This is a genomic window from Croceicoccus mobilis, from assembly GCF_001661965.1.
GTDB lineage: Bacteria > Pseudomonadota > Alphaproteobacteria > Sphingomonadales > Sphingomonadaceae > Croceicoccus > Croceicoccus mobilis.
In genome coordinates this window covers 349300-370285 of sequence record NZ_LYWZ01000022.1, presented here as the reverse complement: position 1 = coordinate 370285, position 20986 = coordinate 349300, and the positions used below count along the sequence as shown (strand labels likewise).

Sequence of the window (20986 nt, the reverse complement as noted above, 5' to 3'; positions counted from 1 at the left end):
CTTTCAAGGATTTACGCTGTTTCCGGTTCGTCAGCCTCCGCAGTTTCCGGTGTCGCTCATCTGCGCCTCGCAGTTCGCTCAATTTCACGCTTTGCTCTGTTGCCGGCCGGAATTTAAATCTCTATTTAACAATATCCTAAGCGGCAAACCATTCGCTCCGAAGGCAGAGGTCACAGGCTCGAATCCTGTCGGGTGCGCCACTCGCGAAGGTGCGCAGATTTCTGCGATTTCCGCGTTCACCCGACCGGACAATAATGGGTGCCTTTTGGATGCTTCTGGGCCGTTTTCTGTCTTTTCGCTTTGGCAATTGCCACAGTAAAACAGGCGGCGTTATCTTTAGCTTACGAACTGCAATTTTGGTTTATACCTGCCAATCCTAACAGCGGCGATGGATTTGCCTATCGAATTGCATCGGAGATGCGCCATGGTCCATCGCTTGAAGCTCGATTGAGAAACGTGCCGCAAGGCACAGCAGGCACAGCGTGATGCGGATACTCAAGCTCTTGCGAACGGGGAAATCACGCGGCCAGATCCGGCAAGACGCAACGGGTTTTTCAACGACGCGCGCATTGTCAGGTTCAAGGTAAATTACAAGCGCGATTAATCCTTGCCGTAATTGCGTAAAATAAAACGGCATTTTGGCCGAGTGACGCTCCTCGGTCAGGTGGCGCCGAAACGCTTTCGCAATGCGAAACGCTTGATCTTGCCGCTGGGTGTCAGGGGCATCTCGGCAATGAAATGGATCGAACGCGGATAGGCGTGGCGCGCGAAACGGTCCTTCACCCACTGCTGCAGTTCGACGGTCGAGGGCGCATCCGAGGTATCGGTGAGGACGACACAGGCTTCGAGCCGTTCCCCCATGACTTCGTCCGGAACGCCAAAGGCGGCGGAGGCGGCGACCTTCGGGTGATCGTTCAACACGCTTTCAACCTCCTGCGGGCCGATACGATAACCTGCCATCAGCACGATGTCGTCGTCGCGGGCATAGAAAGTGATCAGGCCGTCCGCATCCATGCGGGCAGCATCGCCGGTGAGATAATATCGACCACAGGGCGAGAATTTCTCTTGCGTGGCCTTGGGCGCGTCTAGGTATCCGGCGAACCACGCTAGGGGGCTATGGTCGAGGCTCATTGCCAGTTTACCGGTTTCGCCCGAAGGAGCAGGCTCGCCCTGCTCGTCCAGTATTACGGCATGCCATCCGGGCATCGTACGGCCCATCGACCCGGCTTTCGCCTCGTTGCGCAACAAGGGGTGGTGATGGTTGTTTACCATCATCCCTGCCTCGGTCTGGCCATAGTGGTCGTGGATGCGCGTTCCGAACGTTTCCAGCGCCCATGCATCGAGGTCCGCACCAAGTGGTTCCCCGGCGCTTGAAGCCTTGGTCACTTGCAACAAACCGGATGGCTCGCAGGTGCGTAGGGCGCGGTAGATCGTTGGCGCGGCGGCGAAATTGGTAACGCCCTCTTCGGCAAGGATAGACAAGGTGCGCTGCGGATCGAAGCCGCCGGGCAGCAGGATGGACCGCTGGCCAATCAGGAGCGGTGCGACGATTGCGTAGTAGAGGCCATAGGCCCAGCCCGGATCGGCCGCGCACCAATATGTATCGCCGGGTTCGATGAAGAGCCCGAATTCGGCATAGGCGCGAATGCTGGCCAGAGCGCGCAGCGGCAGATCGACGCCTTTCGGTTTACCGGTCGTGCCCGATGTGAAGATGCGGATCATCGGCGCGGCAGCGGGAAGGCGGGCAGCAACCGGCGCGGGCGAACGCTCGCCGATGATCGAGGCGAGGCTGGAGAACTCTCCGTGCCTGCCATTCACGAACACGGTGGTAGAGAGCCCGAGTTCCGCGATGATCGCGGGGTCGAGCTTTTCGACCTGACCGACATCGGCGATCACGGCTTTCGCCTTGCCGCCTTGCAACCGGTGCGTGACCGCAGGCGTGCTGAAGGCGGTGAAAATCGGCATGACCACGGCGCCCAGCCGCCATGCCGCGACCAGCGTGGCGACCATTTCCGGGCTCTTGCCCATCAGCACGGCCACGCAGTCGCCGTGTCCGATCCCTCGTGCTGCCAATCCGCCAGCGATCGCGGCCGATAACCTATTTAACCGGGCGTAGGTAATGTCCTCGCCTCCGATAAAGCGAAAGGCGACGTCGCCCGGCTCGTGCGAGGCGACCAGCAGTTCATGCAGCGATAGATCATCGCCATCGTAGAGCGAGACGATATGCGCCAGGCGGTCGGCAATGACGGTCGGAATATCAGGCAAGGCAGGTCTCCCTGTCGGCTCCGTTGCCAGCGAAGGCAGTCATGCGCACCAGTTCGCTCAGGCCGACATGGCTCTGTGCGCTGTAGTCCGCGTCGATACCGAGAGCGCTTTCGACCCGCATGATTGCAGCCAGGTCGCTTGCGGTGAAGTGCAGCGATATCGAGGCATGGGCAAGAACTGCCTGCCGCTCGCCACGCTGCATGACAAACGCTGCCGTACCGGCCAGCTTTCGCCCACCGACAGCGAAATTATGCCGTCCGTCGCAATGGGACCCTGGAACGCTGCGTGCCTCTCCGACAATTCCCATGGGAGCGAATAGGCGCTCCAGCAGGTCAAGCAGCTGCCGATAGGGCGCGCCAAGCGTCACATGGTCGCCGGTCAGGACAAGGGTAAGGTTTGCGACATGCGGTCCATGCGCGACACAGCGTCCGCCGGACTTTCTGAAGGCCACCGGCATCCCGGCAAGCGCAAGCGCCTCTCCAATAGCGGGGCTGTGCGCATGACGTCGCGGCACGACAAGGCAAGGCCTGTTTCGCCAAAGCCTTGCCCGCTTCATGGCTGCGCTCTCGCCTAGCGCCTGCCGCGCCATCACGATATCCTCATCGACAGCAGCCTGCGGGTCGGCCACGGTATCGTGAATAGTCGCATCAGCTACGATGCAGCGCAGCTCTGCGCCAAGAGCGTGGAACAGCGCATCGCACCGGGTCCGGTCCTTCGCGTCCATGTCGGTTACTCGATCGTGCCGATCGCGGCTCCCAGCGCGATCTCGTCGTCCTCCGCAACATGTGTGCGCAGCGTGCCCGACGCCGGTGCGGCGATCTCGTAGCTGGCCTTGTCGCGCATGACTTCGGCAATGATTGCGCCTTCGGTGACCTGCTCTCCATCGGAGAAGAGCCAGGTGCCCAGAACGGCGGTCGAGCCGTCGTCCCACAAGTCGGCGGGTACGACGACCGCGGTCATGCGCGTTCTCCGATCGACTGGCGAGCGGCGGCAAGGGTCATTTCGGCGTTCGGCAAGACGGCATGCTCCAATGCTGGCGAGAACGGGATGGGAATGTCGGGATGCGATATCCGCTGCGGCGGCGAGGCGAGGGGGATGCCTGCCTCGGCGATCGAGGCGATGACTTCTCCGGCAAGACCGCAGGACAGGTAATCGTCGTCGACCACGACCACGCGCCCGGTCTTGCGGACCGAGGCGAGGATGGTCTCCCGATCCAGGGGCGCGATCGTTCTGATGTCGATGACTTCCGCTTCGACACCGTCTTCACGCGACAGGGCATCTGCGGCTGCGAGGCAGTGGTGCACGGTGATGCCAAGGCCGACGAGCGTGATGTCGGTCCCTTCACGCGCCACGCCTGCCTTGCCGATCGGAACTTCATATTCGCCGTCGGGCACATCGGTGATCGACCCCGCAACGGTACCGAGCCAGCCCATGCCCTGCAGCGCCTTGTGGAACATGAAGACGACCGGATTTTCGTCTCGGATCGCGGCTAGCATCAATCCCTTGGCATCGTGTGCATTGGACGGGATGACGACCTTCATCCCCGGCAAGTGCCCGAACGTGGCGTACAGGCACTGCGAATGCTGTCCCGCATCGCCGTAGCCCCCGCCGACCGATGTCATCAGCACCATCGGGCACGAAACCTGTCCACCCGAAAAGTAGGCCTGTTTCGCAGCGAGGTTGTAGATCGCGTCCATGCAAACGCCGAAGAAATCGACGAACATCAATTCGACGACGGGGCGCATTCCGGCCCCTGCCATGCCGACCGCCGCGCCGATAAAGCCGGTTTCGGAAATCGGGGTGTCGAACACGCGCTCGGTGCCGAACCGTTCGAGAAGACCGCCGGTGTTGCCGAACACGCCGCCCAGCTTGCCGATGTCCTCGCCCAGCACGACGACGCCGGGGTCGCGCTCCATTTCGCTGGCAAGCGCTTCGGACATGGCCTTGGCGATCGTCTGCTTGCGGATTGCAGTGGCGGTGTTCATGCCGTGGTCCTCTCGACGAAAACGCTGGTAAAGGCGCTGGCCGGATCGGGCAGGGCCGAGCCGCGCGCAAAGGCGAATGCGGTTTCGACAGCCTGCTGCGCGTGCTTCTCGCAGGCATCCAGTTCGGCAGCATCGATCCCGTCCGCAAGCAGGCGTTCACGGTATCGCGGGATCGGGTCCATGGCTTTCAGCCGGTCCTTCTCGCCTTCGGGGCGATAAGCTTCCTGGTCCCCCATGAAGTGCCCTTCGAGGCGGCTGGTCTCGATCTCGATCAGGCTGGGTCCTTCGCCGCGGCGCGCGCGCGCGATGGCTTCTCCTGCGGCGTCGTAGATCGCGTCGGGATCGTTGCCGGCAATGTGGATGCCGGGCATGGCATAAGCGGCGGCGCGGTCGGCATTGCGGGATACGGCAGTGCACGATGCCTTTGACACCGACACGCCGTAGCCATTGTCCTCGATCACGATGACAAGCGGTGCACCCCAGACGGACGCGAGGTTCATGACTTCGTGGAATGCGCCCTGATTGGCCGCCCCCTCGCCGATGTAGGCAACTGCTACCGCGTCGCTACCTCGCAGTTTCGCGGCCATGGCTGCGCCCAATGCCGGACCCATGCCCTGTGCGATGATACCCGAACAGGCAAAGTTCACCGACGCGTCGAACAGGTGCATGTGCCCGCCGCGCCCGCCCGAAAGGCCCGTATCACGCCCGAAGATCTCTGCTGCCATGCGATCAAGGTCGACGCCCTTGGCAATCGCTGCATGGTGCGGGCGGTGAGTGGCCGTAACCGTGTCACTTTCACGCAAGTGCGCGCAGACGCCGACTGCGCACGGCTCCTGCCCATCGGACAAGTGCATTTCGCCCGGAATCGGTCCTCTTGCCATATTGAAGCGCGGTGTCTTACCTTCAAGATAAGCGGGCTTGATCGCGTCCTCGAAAGCGCGCGACTTCACCATATTCTCGTACATCCAGAGACGGTGCGGCTGATTGGTCTTGCTCATCGCGCAATGAACCCCCCATCGATCACGAGTTCGAGGCCGGTGACGAACTTTGCCTCATCGCTGGCGAGATAGACCGCGCCCCAAGCGATGTCGGACGGGTCGCCGACCTCGTTCAGCGGACACATCGCGCCCATCGCTTCCATCAGGCTGTCGCCTTCAATCAGGCCAGCAGCGACCCATTTTTCACCCGCTGCGGCCAGCATGGGCGTGTTGATGCAGCCGGGGTGGATCGAATTGCAGCGGATCGGGGTGCCGTGCGCGGCCCATTCGACGGCAAGGCTCTTAGTGAGGTGCCGCACTGCGCCTTTCGACGTGTTGTAGGCCACCTGGTCGGGAAACCCGACGATCCCTGCGACAGACGATATGTTGATGACTGATGCCCGCCCTTCGACGCGGCGCTCCATCAGGGGCTTAGCCGTACGGCAGCCGAGAAAGATGCCATCGACATTGACGGACATGACCTTGCGCCAGTCGCCAAGCGGAATGTCCTGCAGCGGCTTTTCCCACTCGATACCGGCATTGTTGACGAGGATGTCGAGCTTGCCCGACCCGGCCTTTATTTCAGCGATCGCTTTCGCCCACGATTCTTCATTCGAAACGTCGAGGTGCAGGGCGCGTTCTCCGTCCATCGGCTGAAGATCGCCGCGCCAGACTTCAGCGCCTTCGCTTTCGAAATGGGCAGCGATTGCCTGCCCTATGCCTTGTGCCGACCCTGTTACGAGGGTGGTCTTTCCCGCCAGCCTTGCAGCCATTGCCGCGCCCTTTCCACGAAACGTTCCGCTGTCTTGCGGAATCTGCATCATGGCTTTCTGCGCGATCGGTGGCTTTCGTGCTTGTCGGCGCGGGCCTCAAAACATGACGATGGGCGAACTGCCGTTACCGTTCAGCTCTGCGTCCGTGATGTCTCGCGCCATTCGCGGGGGCTGGATCCGAACTCTGCCCGAAAGCTTCGCGAGAAGTGCGAACTGTCCGAAAAGCCGTTCTTCATGGCGATCTGTGTGATTGACAGGGCGTCGAGGCCACGCGTCTCCATGTCGACACGCGCGCGGCCAAGCCGGCGTTGCCGGATCCATTCACAAACGGTCATGTCGAACTCGGCGAACAGTCTGTGCAAGTACCGCGGGCTGAAACGGAAGGCCGCCGCGATTGTCTGCGGCCCAAGGTCGGGATCGGCAAGATTGGCGATCACGTATTCCTGCACGCGGGCCAATAGCGAGCGGCGGAACGCGGTACCCGATAACGCCTCTGTCGTCGGGCGGAACGTCGCGGCCGCCATCTCCACTGTTGCGCGAAGGACAGCCGGCCTGTCACGCGCATCGATACTGTCTATAGTCGAATGCAATTGCTTGAGGTGCGACTTCAACAGCGCGCCCATCCCGCGATCACCGCGCACCTGCATGCCGCACAGGTCCTCGATCCCCGGCAGAGCCAGCTTGGCCGTGCGGTGGGGAATAAGCAGTGAGAACTGGTGGAGCGTCGACTTCGCATCGAAGAACGCGGGCCGCGTGCTGTCCCAAAGCGCGATCGAACCGGGCGTCAGCTCGCACTGGTTCGCTCCCTGGGCAAGGTGGCTATGCCCCGCTTCCAGATAGAGCAGGCAGAAGTAGGGCTGGTCACCGCGCTTGATATCGTCCGCCGTGCGGCGCCCGGCCAGCGGGTCGGCCTCTATATGCGTGAAGACATAATCGTCGAAATGCCGCCGCACGATCGAGCCGTGATACTTGTCGGCACAATCGCCCTTCAGGTCCCAATGGAAATGCGTTCGTTCGAACACTTCCTGGAAATTGCGGAATTGCTGCCTTCCCGGCAGCCCGCGTGTTGTCCACGTCTCTGCTTGCGGTTCCTGCATCGAATTTTCTCCCACTCTGACTGTAGGGGATGAAAATCACGTGCGCCAGCGGCATGAGGTCCGGGTTCGCTGTGGTCTCGAAAGCCGTTCACTCCTGCACAAAAGCGCGGAGTTTTCGGGCATTTCGCCCTGTTCACGCAAATGCTTTGCTTTGGTCGCTGGCGGTCAAGCAATGTCCCGGCCGGTATTATAGACGAAACCTGCCAAAAAGCCGCGCAGGCCGACGATAACGGCCGCGTTCGCAGGGGAGAGAATAATGAAACAGACCGGCACCGCGACGCTGAAAGCAGCCGCAGCCTTGATGTGCGCCAGCGCGTTGACGACGCCCGCTTTTGCGCAGGACGAAGACGACGCACAGGTCCAGCAACGCGGCATTGCCGAGATCGTCGTGACGGCGCAGCGCCGCGAGCAGAGCCTTCAGGACGTGCCGATTGCGGTCTCCGCACTAGGCGGTGACCAGATTGCGGAGGCGGGGCTGACCAACAGCCTAGCCATTGGCGACAATGTCCCGAACCTCGAGATCAAGACTTTCGGTGGCGTTCCGAACATCTTCATCCGAGGCGTCGGCAACAACGATTTCAATTCATCGTCCGTCGGGCCGATCTCGATCTATCGTGACGATGTCGTGGTGGCGGCGACAGGCAGTCAGATGTTTGCGCTGTTCGACGTAGACAGGATCGAGGTGCTGCGCGGGCCGCAGGGGACACTGTTCGGCAAGAACACGACGGGCGGCGCCATTCACTACATCTCCCGCCTGCCGGGCGACTACTTCGAAGGCTATGCACGGGCGGGTTACGGTAGGTTCGACCTGTTCGAGGCCGAAGGCGCGGTGACCATGCCGCTGGCCGAAGGGCTTTCGATGCGCGCATCGGGCATCGTGCGCCGCCGCGATGGCGAACGCGTTAACCTGTTCACCGGCGACAGGGCGATCGACGTGGACGAGGCGGCAGTACGGGCGATCCTGCGCTACAATCCGCATTCCGATCTCGACCTGCGCCTATCGGGCGGAACGGGGCGCGACAGGTCCGACTATTTCCACCCCAAACCGCTGGGCACAGCGGGCGGCGCGAACATCTTCGGCTATTCCGATCCCGCACCCGACGACTGGTCCGTGCTGAACTTCAATGGCGACAGCCGCAACTATTCAGACAACGCCTGGGCTTCGCTCAACGTCACGATCGGGCTAGGCGGCGGACTGACGCTCAAATCGATTACCGGATATGACGACACCGAAGTCGACAACCGCGTCGATGTGGACGGCAGCCCCCTGCGGATCGATGAAATCACGAATAAGACCGAAACCGAGCAGTTCAGCCAAGAATTCCAGTTATCTTACTCGGAAGACGGCCTCGATGCCATCGTAGGGCTCTTTTATTTCGACGAAAACCTTGAGAACGTCTCTGCGGCGGACCTCATCGGGGAGCTTACCTTTGCCCAGGGGGCAATTCCGCTGCGGACCGATGCGACGCGTGACAACAAGAGCTACGCCGTGTTCGGACAAGTCAGCTACGGTGTTACCGACCGCTTGGGCCTCACGATCGGCGGGCGTTATACCTGGGATAAAGTCGATGTAACGCATCGCGCGTTTCTGGTCCCCGGATATTTCGATGACGATGTACCCAATGGGCCTGAGATCGATCTGGTGCCCTATGCCGAGCTTTCGGATATCTTCAAGGCGTTCTCCTGGCGACTGGCTGCGGACTACGACGTTACCGATGATGTGATGGCCTACGCCTCTGTCACCAAGGGGTTCAAATCCGGCACATTCAACATTGGCATCATCACCAGTGTGGCCGAACGCACCAAGGTCGAACCCGAATATCTGACGTCCTACGAAATCGGGATTAAATCGACCCTGTTCGACCGTCGCGTGCGATTTAACGCCAGCGCGTTCTACTACGACTATACCGACCTGCAGGTACTGAGCGTGAACCAGCAGGGCAATGGCGTGCCGACGCTGGGCCTCGATAACGCGGCCGATGCGACGGTGAAGGGGCTGGAAGTCGAGATCCTTGCCGAACCGGTCGAACCGCTTTCGCTGGGGCTCAACTTCGGCCTGCTCGACGCGACATACAAGAACTACACCTCGGGCGCGGTCGATCCGGTGACCGGCCAGCCGCGCGACTTTTCGGGCAATCGCCTGCCCAATGCGCCGAAGTTCACGATGTCATCGTTCGCGGCCTATACCTTTCCGATTTCCTCGGATCTCGAGGCGGGACTGCGTGCCGAATACAACTACACCGGCAAGCGGTACTTCAACAATGGTGAGGACGAGCAAGTGTCGAGCGGCGATGGCCACGGTCTCGTCAATCTGCGCGCCAAGCTGGCCGCAAAAGACAGTGGCTGGGAACTTGCCGCATGGGCCAAGAACGTGTTCGGCGAGAAGTTCCTGATGGACGCGACCGACCTACGCGATTTCGGCTTCATCCCGCTTTACTACGGCGAACGTCCCACCTGGGGCGTTGAGGCCATCGCGCGCTTTTGATCAGCACAATATTTTCTGGAGAAGAGAGATGAGCATCGACGAATGCCTCGTGCCCAAGGAAGATCGCAAATGGCTGCAGCTGGCCGAGGGGATCGACATCCAAGTCCTTTTCAGCAGCAACGAGACAGGTCGCTGGACTGTCCTGATCAGGGGACAGAAAGGTGCCAGCTTTGCCCGCCACAAGCATTACGGAGCAGGCGAATACTACGTCGTCAAAGGGCGCATGGACTACCGCATGGGAAGCGCGGTGGAGGGCACTTATGGCTATGAACCGCTGGGAGTCGTTCATGAGGAGACGACTTTCACCGAGTACACCGAGCTTTACTTCTCTAACTTCGGACCGGTCTTGTTTCTCGATGACGACGACAACGTGATATCGATCCTGGACAACTATCTGCTGGAAAGCCTCCAAAATCCAGAAGTGCCGAGAGGCTGATTCTCAATGCCAATTGAAGCCTTCCTGGAAGCGTTTGTGTTGTCGCAAAGCCGCCATCGGGTATGGCGGGAACGATCGGCGGTCTTCAATAGAGTTTTGAGCGCACTCGAATGACCGGGTTTGGGGCGAATAGCTGACATCAGCAGAGCAGGGGAACGGAAATTCTCCAATGATCTGAGTGCCCATTATTGTCCGGTCTGGCGCGCCATTTGCTCGTCCGTCAGCCAATACGGGTCGCTCAAGATCAATCTCCTCCCGGAGCCTGGAGCCGAAGGCGTGCAAAGCACAATCACGTCGCCTCCCGCCCGTCAATGGGTACTGATTCTAGGCATTTCCTAAGTATTCTAGGCGTTAGTACGGAGAGAGAACCCTTGCTGTAATTTTCCGCGTTGTCTCTCGTGCTATCCGTCCAACGCGCATCCATGATATGCAGATTGAGCCGTGAAAGAAGTCCACACGGTTCGCACGTCGACAAAAAACATCAGCAGGTCAAAAGCGGATGGCGTTAAACCCAATCCTTTTCGGCCGAGGTCCTGCAGGACTTGAAGAAGGTCAGATTTTGATTGTCCGGCAGGTAAGCCGGTATGGCGGCCAGAAACGCTCATAGCCTGGGCTCCAAGGCCAAGCTTGCGATGCCGACGATGCTTCCGTAGAAACTGCTTATAGCTGACGCGCTATGAAAATTGCCGCTGAGAAGGGTTGCCGCCCTTCCAGCGGTTTTTCTTTGTCTTCCGGTGGTCGATACCGCCAGGAATAGTTAGCCAAAAATTTTGGGATGGCGCAGGATTCGGCCGGTCGGGTAGGGGGGGTAGCCAAAGGAAGTAATTGATTTTGATGGAAATGATGAACCGAGCAGGGCTCACCATATTTCGATTCAAGCCAATGATCTTCAGTGCCGGCATCCATCCTTGCTGCTTTTCGAGGTCGCACACGGTTGAACGCAGCGGCGTGTCCATCGAAAGGTTGCTTCATCCCGGATTCGCCGATGAACCGTGCTGTGTCAGAATTGCGGCGCTGGGCAGTAATCCCAAAAAACATTCGAAATGGATGCAATCCTCATCAAGCTTAACTTCCGTTAGCTTGCAATCACGTAACGTCGGATGTTAAGAACATTACAAGTGGACTTGTCATTCAATTGCTGGACGACTTCTCGCGATGGATTTCCGGCGCGGTTTTCTCCTGTCCGGATGGTGGCCCACATCGGTTTAACAATTGTGGGACGGGCTCTGTGCAGAAAGGGCTTCACGATGATGAAGAGGGGCAAGGCCGGCTCGCTCCGGAGGCCTCGGTCGCGATGGCGACCCTTGTCAGACGCCTGCACCGTTTCTCGCCGGGCGCGGACCTGACGCCGCTCAACCACGCGTTCCAACAGCTCAGAAGCCTCGACCGTGATGAACCGGTTTGGCGACACAAGAGCGAGGATCACCCCGTTCTCGTGCTGGAAAGCGGCTTTGCCTATTCTTTTACGCTATATCCCGACGGACGCCGACATATCGGCGACATGTTCGGGCCAGGGGCCCTGTGCGGTTTCGGTTCGGCTGCGGTCGCAGAGGAAGGGCTGAACCTTGCCTTCAAGAGCGGCTCACGCGTCACCGTGTTCGATGCCGCGCGGCTGGCAGACGCCCTGCATGAAAAGCCGGAACTGGAACTGCTATTCAAGCAGGACGGGGATGCGCGGGCCAGACGCACGGCCCAGCGTAATCGGGGGCTGATTTCCCTGCCGGCGGCAGAAAAACTCGCGCTCGTGTTGCTTGACCTGCGGGAGGAACTGTCGCTCGCCACCGATCCGGGCGAGTGGCTGCCGCTGCCGCTGACCTTGCGCGAGCTCGGCGACCTGACCGGCCTGACAGATGTGCATGTGTCGCGTACGCTCAAGAAATTGCAAACCGACGGCATGCTGGAGCGAAGGGGAAAACGGTTCCGCATGGGCGATACTGCCGCGCTGGAGTCGGCGCTCGATTACCGGCATTTCTATTACGGCTAGGCCGGATCAGGGCAGCTCCGCTTTCGGAAAGCCCGACCAGCAATCATCGTAGTCGCCTTGCAGTTCGGGGGCCGACATGGCTGTCGGGGCAGGGCGCAGCACCCAACGGCTTTCGAACATGAAGGCCAGCGTATCGTCCAGCTTCACCGGAGCCAGCTTGGCCTCCATCGCCTTTTTCGCGCTGTCGGCATCGGGTCCGTGGCCATTCATCTGGTTGTGAAGGCTCGCTCCGCCCGGTTCGAAACCGCCGCCTTCCTTCGCGTCATAGATGCCATGGATCAGCCCCATGAACTCGCTCATGACATTGCGGTGGAACCATGGCGGGCGGAACGTGTCTTCCGCGACCATCCAGCGCGGCGGGAAAATCACGAAATCGCAGTTCGCGGTGCCCGGTTGGTCGGAAGGACTGGTCAGCACGGTGAAGATCGACGGATCGGGATGGTCGAAACTGACGGTGCCGATGGTGTTGAAACGAGCGAGATCGAAGCGGCATGGCGCGCTGTTCCCATGCCAGGCGACCACGTCGAAGGGGGAATGATCGAGAACCGTGCGCCAGAGATGGCCCTGAAATTTCTGGATCAGCTCGTATTCGCCATCGCGATCCTCGAACCAGGCTACCGGCGTTTCGAAGTCGCGCGGATTGGCCAGCCCGTTGGACCCGATCGGACCAAGGTCGGGCAGGCGGAAAGGCGCGCCGTAATTCTCGCAGACATAGCCGCGCGACGGACCATCGAGCGTGACGGAAAAGCGCATCCCGCGCGGTATCAGCGCGATATGCCCGGGCGGCACGTCCATGCGGCCAAGTTCGGTAATGATGGCCAGCGCCCCCTGCTGCGGCACGATCAAAAGTTCACCGTCGGAAAACTGCGCGGCACGCCGGTTCATCGAACAATTCGCGGCATAAAGATGGACGCCGATTCCCGCACCGGTCCCGACATCCCCATTCACGGCATAGCTGGTCAGCCCATCCAGCCAGTCGGTCGGCGCGTCCGGTATGGCAAGCGGGCTCCACCGCAGCCGATTGGGGTTTACCGCTCCGCCGTGCAGAGGCGCGCTGATCAAACGGGGCGCCATGTCGAAGGGCTCGAACGGCGGATGGCTGGCAGCGGGGCGCAGGCGATAGAGCCACGACCGGCGGTTCTCGGCCCGTGGCGCGGTGAATGCCGTGGTCGAGAACTGCTCGGCATAGAGGCCGTAGGCCGGGCGCTGCGGGCTGTTGCGGCCCACGGGCAGCGCGCCTTTTACCGCCTCGGTGGCGAAATGGTTGCCGAAGCCGGTCTGGTAATTGCTCATCGCCCGCTCTCCCGGTCGGCTCAGTCGGCCTTTTCGTCCACCTTCAGCGTACCGCGGCGAACCTGGTCACGCTCCATGCTTTCGAACAGCGCCTTGAAATTGCCCTCGCCGAAACCGTCATCGCCCTTCCTCTGGATGAATTCGAAGAAGACGGGGCCGACATTCGCTTCGGCAAAGATCTGCAGGAGGAGGCGGGGGCTCCCGCTTTCGGTCGTGCCGTCGAGGAGGATGCCGCGGGCTTTCAATGCCTCGGTATCCTCGCCATGGCCGGGCAGCCGCTCGGTCAGCATCTCGTAATAGGTTTCGGGCGGGGCGGTCATGAAGGGGACGCCGGTCTTTTTCAGCGAATCCCATGCCGAAACGAGATCGTCACAGATAAAGGCGATGTGCTGGATGCCCTCGCCGTTGAATTCGCGCAGGAATTCCTCGATCTGGCCCTTGCCGCCTTCGCCTTCCTCATTCAACGGGATGCGGATCTTGCCGTCGGGTGCGGTCAGTGCCTTTGACGTCAGGCCGGTATATTCGCCCTTGATATCGAAATAGCGGATCTCGCGGAAGTTGAAGAGCTTTTCGTAATAATCGGCCCAATAGGCCATGCGGCCGCCATAGACATTATGCGTCAGGTGATCGATGCGCTCAAAGCCTGCGCCCTTGGGGTGCTTGTCGACGCCGGGCAGATATTCGAAATCAATGTCATAGATCGACAGATCGCCGTTTGCGCCGCCCTCATAGCGATCAACCAGATAGATGATGGCGTTGCCGATGCCGCGGATGGCCGGCAGGCGCAGTTCCATCGGGCCGGTTTCCAGCTGTACCGGCTCAGCCGACCGGTCGAGCAGTTCCTCATAGGCGCGGCGCGCGTCCTTCACGCGAAACGCCATGCCGCAGGCGCTGGGCCCGTGTTCGCGGCTGAAGAACCATGCAGGCGAGCCGGGTTCGTAATTGGTGATGAGGTTGATGTCGCCCTGCCGCCAGAGCTGCACGTCCTTGGACCGATGGTTGGCGACATGGGTAAAGCCCATGGCCTGGAACACAGGTTCCAGCATGCCCTTTTCGGGCGCGGAGAATTCGACGAATTCAAAGCCGTCGAGGCCGATGGGGTTTTCGAAGAGGTCGGTCATTGGGTGGCATCCTCGGTTTTGTTCAGTGAAATTCGCGTGTCGCCGGGCTGGATCTCGTCGGGCGGGAAGGGTTCTTCCTCGCGGTAAGATTGGTAGATCGGCCCGAAATCCAGATCGACGAGACCGCCCATCAGCTGGTCAAGATCGTCGATCACGAAATAGGTGCTCTGGAAGTCGTCGATCCGGTATGCGGTGCGCATGATGCGGACGGGATCGAATGCCAGCCGGATGACATCGGGGTCCGTGGTCGAAAACACGGTCTCACCCGCGGAAGAGACGATGCCTGCGCCATAGGCGCGGATCTCGCCCTCTTCCTCGATCAGGCCGAATTCGACGGTGTACCAATAGATGCGTGCCAGCATGTCGACCGCGTCCATTTCCCGCGCCCGTGCGCCCGCTGCGCCATAGGCCGCCATGAAATCGGCGAAGGTCGGGTCCAGCAGCATCGGCACATGGCCGAAGAAATCGTGGAAGACGTCGGGCTCGACCAGATAGTCGAGTTCATCCTCTTCGCGGATCCAGCGCGTGACGGGAAAGCGCCGGTTGGCCAGGTGGTCGAAGAAAACCTCGTCCGGGATGAAACCCGGAACGGCCACGATTTGCCAGCCGGTCGCCTTGGTCAGGATCGCGCTGGCATCGGCGAAATCGGGAATGCCATCCGCGCAATCCAGCCGCTTCAGCCCTTCGCGATAGGCGCGGGCTGCGTGGCGATCGGCCAAAGCGACTTGCCGCGCGTAAAGGCGGCGCCAGCGGTCATGCTCAGCCTCGCCATAGCTGGCGTGGTCCTGGGGTACGGTATAGTCGGCGCGCGCCTGCGAGTAATCGCCGCGCAGGCCGCTCGTGCTGTTTTCTGCGTCTGGCCTCTCCATACCTATTAAATACCACAGGCCCGCCCCGAGTTCCGTGCAAAGATTGCTGCCCCTCATTCGGCATGGAGTGGAATTCACCAGAAATCGTGACTATAGTGGTGAAATGTCTCGCCTTGATGTTTTCGATAAGCGCATCATTACTGCCTTGCAGGAAGACGCGCGCATGCCCATCGCTGCCGTCGCCGAGCGCGCGACCCTGTCCGCCACCCCGGTCAGCCGGCGCGTGAAAAAGCTGGAGGATGAGGGGATCATCGCCGGCTACGCGCCGGTACTCGATGCGCGCAAGCTGGGCTTTGAACTCGAAGCCTATGTGCTCATCAACCTTAAATCACATTCCGACAAGAATATCGCGCGGTTTGAAAATGCGATCCGCGACAACCCCTATGTCGTGTCGTGCCATGCGGTGACAGGCGATATGGATTACATCCTGCGCATCATCGCCCGCGATGTGGAGCATCTCTCGCAGATCACGCTCAAGACATTGGTGCGGCTGGACGGGGTGCGCGACGTCAAATCGATCATCGCGCTGGAAGCGGTGAAGGAAAGCCGCTCGCCGCCGCTGGAATAGCAGGTGCCGAGCGGCTTTCTTCATCAGCGCATCAGCAGATTGCGCGCCTGGCTGGCGATCTGCGCCAGCATGGCGGGCGCGATCGGGCTGGTGCCGCGGGCGCGTTCGATCATGGAGCGGAAGCGGCGGACCGAGCCTTCGCGTTCCGCCACCCAGCTTTCGACCGCACCGACCGGATCGGACTTGGCTTTCTTGCTGCGCGACAGGCCGCGCAGGAAATCGAGCCGCATCTGCTGGAAATCGCGTGAAAGCCCCGCGACCAGCAGGCGCTCCCATGGATCGGACGGGTCCATCAGCGCTGCCGTCGATTGCGCCCAATGCAGGCCGAGCAGCTCGCCCAGCAAGGTGAAAGCGCGGGCAAGGCTGCGCGTTTCCATGCCGCGATCCACCGCCAGATCGGCAAGGCCGACCGCACCGTCCATTTCGAACATGTGGGTAACGAGAGCTGCCTTCGCCTGCGGCACGCCCGCTTCGGTAAAACGCTCGCACAGGCGGGAGGAGCTGATGCGCGTATCTTCCGCCAGAAGCTCGGCAGTGCCTTCCCCCAGCGCGGCAATATCGCCCGACAGGCGCTTCAGCGTGGTCGACGGCGCCACCCGGCCCATGTCCGCTCGCAGCAGGTCGGCCATGTGCCCGCGCACCGCGCTGGCCAGGTGGTCGAGCAGCATGAGGCGCGCGGGTTCGGGCATCTTCGCCTGCTCGATACGTTCCCAGAGCGCATCGACGTCAAACAGGCTGACTGCCACCGCATAGGCTGCTGCGATCTGGGCGAGGGGGACGCTTTCCTCTTCAGCCAGTTCGAACGGATGCACGATGCCGAGCCGGTTGACGATGGCATTGGCAAGCTGCGTCGCGATGATTTCCCGCCGCAGGCGGTGGCCCGCGATCTGGCTCTTGAAATCGCTGCGCATCGGTTCGGGGAAGGCCGCGAAGAGCAGCCCCTCCAGACCCGGATCGTCGGGCAGATCGCTATCCTCGATCGCGGCCTGCAGCCTGAGCTTTACAGACGATAGGAGCACGGCCAGCTCGGGACGGGTCAGCCCCTTGCCTTCGCCGGCGCGGCGGCCCAGCGTCTCACTGTCGGCAAGCCCTTCGGTCCGGCGATCGAGATCGCCCGATTCCTCCAGCATTTCCATCACGCGCAAATGGCTTGCCGTGACATTGGCCGCACCGCGTTCAGCCACCGAAAGCGCTAAAGCCTGAAGCCGGTTGTCTTCCAGCACGATATCCGCGACCTCGTCGGTCATCTCGGCCAGCAGCGTGTTGCGGCGTTCTTCCGAAAGGCGACCGGCACGGCGTGCGGCGGCAAAGGCGATCTTGATGTTCACCTCGTTATCCGAACAGTCGACGCCTGCCGAATTGTCGATGAAGTCGGTGTTGATGCGTCCGCCATTCAGGCCGAACTCGATCCGCGCGGCCTGCGTGATGCCAAGGTTCGCACCTTCGCCCACGACCTTTACGCGAAGCTCGCTGGCGCTGATGCGCAGTGCGTCATTGGTCGGGTCGCCAACCTGCGCGTTCACCTCGCTCGACGCCTTTACATAGGTGCCGATGCCGCCGAACCAGAGCAGGTCGGCGGGCGCGGCGAGGATGGCCGCGATCAGGCGGTCGGGCTCGATCTCGCTTTCCTCGATGCCCAGCGCCTCTTGCGCTTCTTTCGATAGCGGCACGCGTTTCATCGTGCGGGCGAATACGCCGCCGCCCTTCGAGATCAGGGACTTGTCGTAATCGTCCCAGCTCGAATGCGGCAGATCGAACATGCGCTTGCGTTCTTTCCAGCCCTTGGCCGGGTCGGGATCGGGATCGATGAAGATATGGCGGTGGTCGAAGGCCGCGACCAGCTTGATCGCCTTCGACAGCAGCATGCCATTGCCGAACACGTCGCCCGACATGTCGCCGCAGCCCACGACGCGCACCGGCTCTGATTGCACATCGACGCCCATTTCGCGGAAGTGGCGCTGGACCGAAATCCACGCGCCGCGCGCGGTGATACCCATCGCCTTGTGGTCATAGCCGTGCGACCCGCCGCTGGCGAAGGCGTCATCCAGCCAGAAGCCCTCGTCCTCGGCAATCGCGTTGGCCACGTCGGAGAAGCGGGCCGTGCCCTTGTCGGCGGCGACCACGAAATACGGGTCGTCCCCATCGCGGCATACGACCGCATCGGGATGCACGACCTTGTCCTTGACGATATTGTCGGTGACCGAAAGCAGGGTGCGGATGAAAAGCTGATAGCTTGCCTGTCCCTCGGCTGCCCATCCGGCGCGGTCGCGCGCGGGGTCGGGCAATTGCTTGGGATAAAAACCGCCCTTCGCGCCGGTTGGCACGATGACAGCGTTCTTCACGCGCTGCGCCTTCATCAGGCCCAGGATCTCGGTGCGGAAATCGTCGCGCCTGTCCGACCAGCGCAGGCCGCCGCGTGCGACGGGGCCTGCGCGAAGATGGATGCCCTCCACCCGGCGCGAATAGGCGAAGATCTCGCGCCATGGCACGGGCTTGGGCAAACCGGGCACCTGCGAGGAATCGATCTTGAAGGCGAGCGCTTCGTCCGCCGCCGGGGCGAAAGCATTGGTGCGCAGGATCGCCTCGATCAGGCTCTGGTACAGGCGCAGCAGGCGGTCGTCGTTGATCAGATCGACCTGCAGCAAGGCGATGCGGATCTCCTCGCGCGCTTCGTCGGCGGCCTTTTCGCGGCTTCCCTTGAAGGCGGGGTCGTGCAGCGCCCGGAACAGATCGAGCAGATGGCGCGTGATGCCGGGATGGCGCGCCAGCGTGCCCACCGCCGAGGCAATGGTGTAGCCCACCACGGCCTGCCGGAAATAACGATACATGGCGCGCAGCCAGTTCGCTTCGCTTGCGCTCAAACCGGCCGAAATGACGAGGCGGTTGAACTGGTCGTTCTCGGCCGCATTGTTGAGGACGGATGCAATCGCCTGCTCGATCGGCTCGGCGCGGTCGATCAGGCTTTCCGCCACCTCTCCGCTGGGCAGGCCGAGGCCGAAGTCATGAATGATGCCAAGATCATTGCCATCAAGCGGCGTGGGAATTTCGGACACCACGCGAAAGCCGAAATTCTCCAGCGCCGGGACCGCGTCCGACAGCGGCAGCTGTCCGGTCTGCTGATAGACCTTCAGGCGCAGCGGTTCGTCCGCGCCGGCGATGACATGTTCGGGCACATACAGCCTGACCGCGCGCGCGGGCGGCGCATCGGCGATCCCCTCGCCCGTTACGGGTGACAGGTGACGCAGGCGCGAAATGTCGCGGGCCGCCTCCAGCGCGCCGTAATGCGTGCGATAGGAACTGGGAAAGGCATTGGCATAGCGCATGGCGACCGCGGCCGCCCGCGATGGATCGTCGATCTGCGCCAGCTCGCCTTCGACCGCCTCGCTCCAACCGCGCAGCATGACCTGCAGCCGGGCATCGAGATCGCCCTCGACCGGCTCGCCCTCGACCTGCCTTATGTCGAGTACGAAGCGGATCATGGCGAGATTGCCGCCCTCGATCTGCACGCTCCAGTCCAGCGTGTCGGCCCCGACTTCATCTTCCAGCATGGACTGGATATTGAGCCGGACCGAGGTCGACATCATGTCGCGCGGCAGCCAGACAAAAACGAAAAGATGCCGCGCCAGCGGCGCTTCCACGATGGTCAGGCGCGGGCGCGGCCTGTCGGCAAGGCTCGTCATCGCGGTGGCGACGCGTTCGATGTCGTGCTCGTCAAAGCCGATGAGGAGGTCGTGCGGCAGTTCGGTCAGCGCGTGGATCAGCGCCTTGCCGGTATGGGCCGCCCCATCAAAGCCCAGTGTTTCCATCAGCCGGGCAAGTTGCTGGCGCATGCGCGGCACGCGGTCAGGCGGAGAGGAAAGCGCCGCGCTCGTCCAGATGCCGGCATGGACCGACAGGGCGGCAATCGTTCCGTTTTCGATGATCGGAACGATAAAAAGATCGACCGGCACGCGGCGATGCACGCGCGATACCGCATTGGCCTTCACGATTAGCGGCGCGTGACCCCGATTGGCCTCGCCGGACTGGTCGAACCAGGCGAAGGCGCGTTCGAAGGATGCATCGGCGAGGATCGCCTTGGTGCTCTTGCGGCAGATGCCAAGGCGGTTCGTATTGCTGCCGTCACGCTTGCGCGTGACATGGCCGAGCAGCGTCAGCATGTCATCACCCAGCCAGCGCAGCAGCGCCGCGCCCTCCGGATCGGCGATGCGGGCTGCGTCCTCGGCCATGGCGACCTGCATCTTGCGCCAGTCTTCTATGGCAGCGCGCACGTCGGCCAGCGTGTTCTTGATCGCGCTCATCAATTCGCGGCGGGCGCGGGCGTCGATACGCGCGGTCTCGATATAGACCATGGATTCGCGAAGCTCGCCTTCGCCGGGTCCGCTCAGCACCTCGGCCAGCGTGCCTTTCCCGTCCCGGCGCACGGGGACGACCGGGTGCAGCAGGCGATCCACCACCAGCCCCTGCGCCGCCAGAGTCGATGCGATGGAATCGACCAGGAATGGCATGTCGTCATTGATGATGGCCAGCCGCATCAGCCGGTGCGATTCACTGGCGCTTTCCAGCTTGATCTGCGGTTCGCCCGGTGTCCTCTCGGCAGCGGCGCCCATCAGGAAGTCGGCGATCGAGGCCAGCTCGCTCTCCGCCAGCGGAACCTCACCTTTGAGCAGGGAGGCGCGAATATGTTCGCACAGCGCGCTTTGGGCCTTCGTGCTCCTGGCCTTTTTGCCCCGCGCTGATTTGCCCGCCGCGGTTTTGCCCCCAGCGGACTTGCCTCCAGCGGACTTGCCCCCAGCGGACTTGCCTTGGGCCTTGTTACCGGCCTTGGCCTCGGTTGCCATTCCATTCCTCCAAGCATTCTGCGTGTCGCCGGATCTTCGTGCCCGACCTGTCTGGTACTGGCGCGGGGCGGGACTCGTTCCCGGCCCGTGCCTTATGCCGAGCGGCTTAGCGCCTATCGCCCCGCGATACCAAGCAGGTGTGACGCTTTGTCCTACGCCCGATATCAAAGAGGAATTCGCACACGGGATCTGGCCACCGCTTCGGACAATGGCGCGGATCGTGATTCGCGAGGGGCATCCTGCTGCATTGCAGTAAATCCCCGAGCCATCACGACAAATGACAGTAAATTTCGAG

Annotated in this window: 16 protein-coding genes; 4 read left to right on the top strand and 12 right to left on the bottom strand. The window is 61.7% G+C overall.

Features of this window, described 5'->3' with window-relative positions; genetic code table 11:
• Positions 1-660 precede the first annotated feature (660 nt).
• The 7 genes from A9D13_RS09275 to A9D13_RS09245 all read right to left on the bottom strand — a co-directional run bounded on the left by A9D13_RS09275 (position 661) and on the right by A9D13_RS09245 (position 7097).
• Positions 661-2265: an AMP-binding protein gene (locus A9D13_RS09275; RefSeq protein ID WP_066772740.1), complete on the bottom strand. Its 1605-nt coding sequence runs from the start codon at positions 2263-2265 to the stop codon at positions 661-663.
• Positions 2258-2989 carry a lipoate--protein ligase family protein gene (locus A9D13_RS09270; protein WP_066772738.1) on the bottom strand — a complete coding sequence of 244 codons (732 nt, stop codon included), beginning with the start codon at positions 2987-2989 and terminating at the stop codon, positions 2258-2260. The genes A9D13_RS09275 and A9D13_RS09270 overlap by 8 nt, the downstream gene beginning before the upstream one ends.
• Positions 2990-2994: 5 nt before the next feature.
• Positions 2995-3225 (bottom strand): lipoyl domain-containing protein, encoded by a 231-nt coding sequence (locus tag A9D13_RS09265; protein ID WP_066772737.1) that lies wholly within the window; start codon positions 3223-3225, stop codon positions 2995-2997.
• The gene (locus A9D13_RS09260; RefSeq protein ID WP_066772735.1) at positions 3222-4250 is read right to left on the bottom strand and encodes an alpha-ketoacid dehydrogenase subunit beta; all 1029 of its coding nucleotides are present in this window, start codon (positions 4248-4250) and stop codon (positions 3222-3224) included. Before A9D13_RS09260 ends, A9D13_RS09265 begins: the two co-directional genes overlap by 4 nt.
• A complete protein-coding gene (locus tag A9D13_RS09255; protein ID WP_066772733.1) occupies positions 4247-5248 on the bottom strand; it encodes a thiamine pyrophosphate-dependent dehydrogenase E1 component subunit alpha in 1002 nt (333 codons plus the stop codon). Before A9D13_RS09255 ends, A9D13_RS09260 begins: the two co-directional genes overlap by 4 nt.
• On the bottom strand, positions 5245-6000 hold the full coding sequence (locus tag A9D13_RS09250) for an SDR family NAD(P)-dependent oxidoreductase (protein ID WP_066773938.1): 756 nt from the start codon (positions 5998-6000) through the stop codon (positions 5245-5247). The genes A9D13_RS09255 and A9D13_RS09250 overlap by 4 nt, the downstream gene beginning before the upstream one ends.
• 131 nt (positions 6001-6131) lie before the next feature.
• Entirely contained in the window at positions 6132-7097 is a 966-nt protein-coding gene (locus A9D13_RS09245; protein ID WP_066772731.1) for a helix-turn-helix domain-containing protein, read from the bottom strand.
• 256 nt (positions 7098-7353) lie between these two features.
• Here A9D13_RS09245 and A9D13_RS09240 point away from each other — a divergent pair, with 256 nt between their 5' ends.
• Both A9D13_RS09240 and A9D13_RS09235 read left to right on the top strand, forming a co-directional pair.
• Positions 7354-9582, top strand: a complete 2229-nt coding sequence (locus A9D13_RS09240) for a TonB-dependent receptor (RefSeq protein WP_066772729.1) — start codon at positions 7354-7356, stop codon at positions 9580-9582.
• A gap of 28 nt (positions 9583-9610) precedes the next feature.
• On the top strand, positions 9611-10018 hold the full coding sequence (locus A9D13_RS09235) for a 2,4'-dihydroxyacetophenone dioxygenase family protein (RefSeq protein WP_066772728.1): 408 nt from the start codon (positions 9611-9613) through the stop codon (positions 10016-10018).
• A 674-nt stretch (positions 10019-10692) separates the two neighbouring features.
• Here A9D13_RS09235 and A9D13_RS20470 read toward each other — a convergent pair.
• The gene (locus tag A9D13_RS20470; RefSeq protein ID WP_156521985.1) at positions 10693-10974 is read right to left on the bottom strand and encodes a hypothetical protein; all 282 of its coding nucleotides are present in this window, start codon (positions 10972-10974) and stop codon (positions 10693-10695) included.
• Positions 10975-11153: 179 nt separating this feature from the next.
• Between A9D13_RS20470 and A9D13_RS09230 the strand changes: the two genes are divergently transcribed.
• On the top strand, positions 11154-12002 hold the full coding sequence (locus A9D13_RS09230) for a Crp/Fnr family transcriptional regulator (protein WP_156521984.1): 849 nt from the start codon (positions 11154-11156) through the stop codon (positions 12000-12002).
• 6 nt (positions 12003-12008) lie between these two features.
• On the opposite strand, the gene hmgA is transcribed toward A9D13_RS09230, so the two are convergent.
• Genes hmgA through phhA form a run of 3 tightly spaced genes read right to left on the bottom strand, consistent with a single transcriptional unit; the run spans position 12009 to position 15285 of the window.
• Positions 12009-13295 (bottom strand): homogentisate 1,2-dioxygenase, encoded by a 1287-nt coding sequence (gene hmgA / locus A9D13_RS09225; RefSeq protein ID WP_066772724.1) that lies wholly within the window; start codon positions 13293-13295, stop codon positions 12009-12011.
• Between the two features lie 20 nt (positions 13296-13315).
• A complete protein-coding gene (gene hppD, locus A9D13_RS09220; protein ID WP_066772723.1) occupies positions 13316-14416 on the bottom strand; it encodes a 4-hydroxyphenylpyruvate dioxygenase in 1101 nt (366 codons plus the stop codon).
• Positions 14413-15285, bottom strand: coding sequence for a phenylalanine 4-monooxygenase (phhA, locus tag A9D13_RS09215; protein ID WP_066772720.1), 873 nt, complete (start codon positions 15283-15285; stop codon positions 14413-14415). The genes hppD and phhA overlap by 4 nt, the downstream gene beginning before the upstream one ends.
• Positions 15286-15388: 103 nt before the next feature.
• Here phhA and A9D13_RS09210 point away from each other — a divergent pair, with 103 nt between their 5' ends.
• Positions 15389-15853, top strand: a complete 465-nt coding sequence (locus A9D13_RS09210) for an Lrp/AsnC family transcriptional regulator (protein ID WP_066772718.1) — start codon at positions 15389-15391, stop codon at positions 15851-15853.
• 23 nt (positions 15854-15876) lie between these two features.
• Here A9D13_RS09210 and A9D13_RS09205 read toward each other — a convergent pair whose 3' ends face one another.
• Positions 15877-20691, bottom strand: coding sequence for an NAD-glutamate dehydrogenase domain-containing protein (locus A9D13_RS09205; RefSeq protein ID WP_066772710.1), 4815 nt, complete (start codon positions 20689-20691; stop codon positions 15877-15879).
• Positions 20692-20986 lie beyond the last annotated feature (295 nt).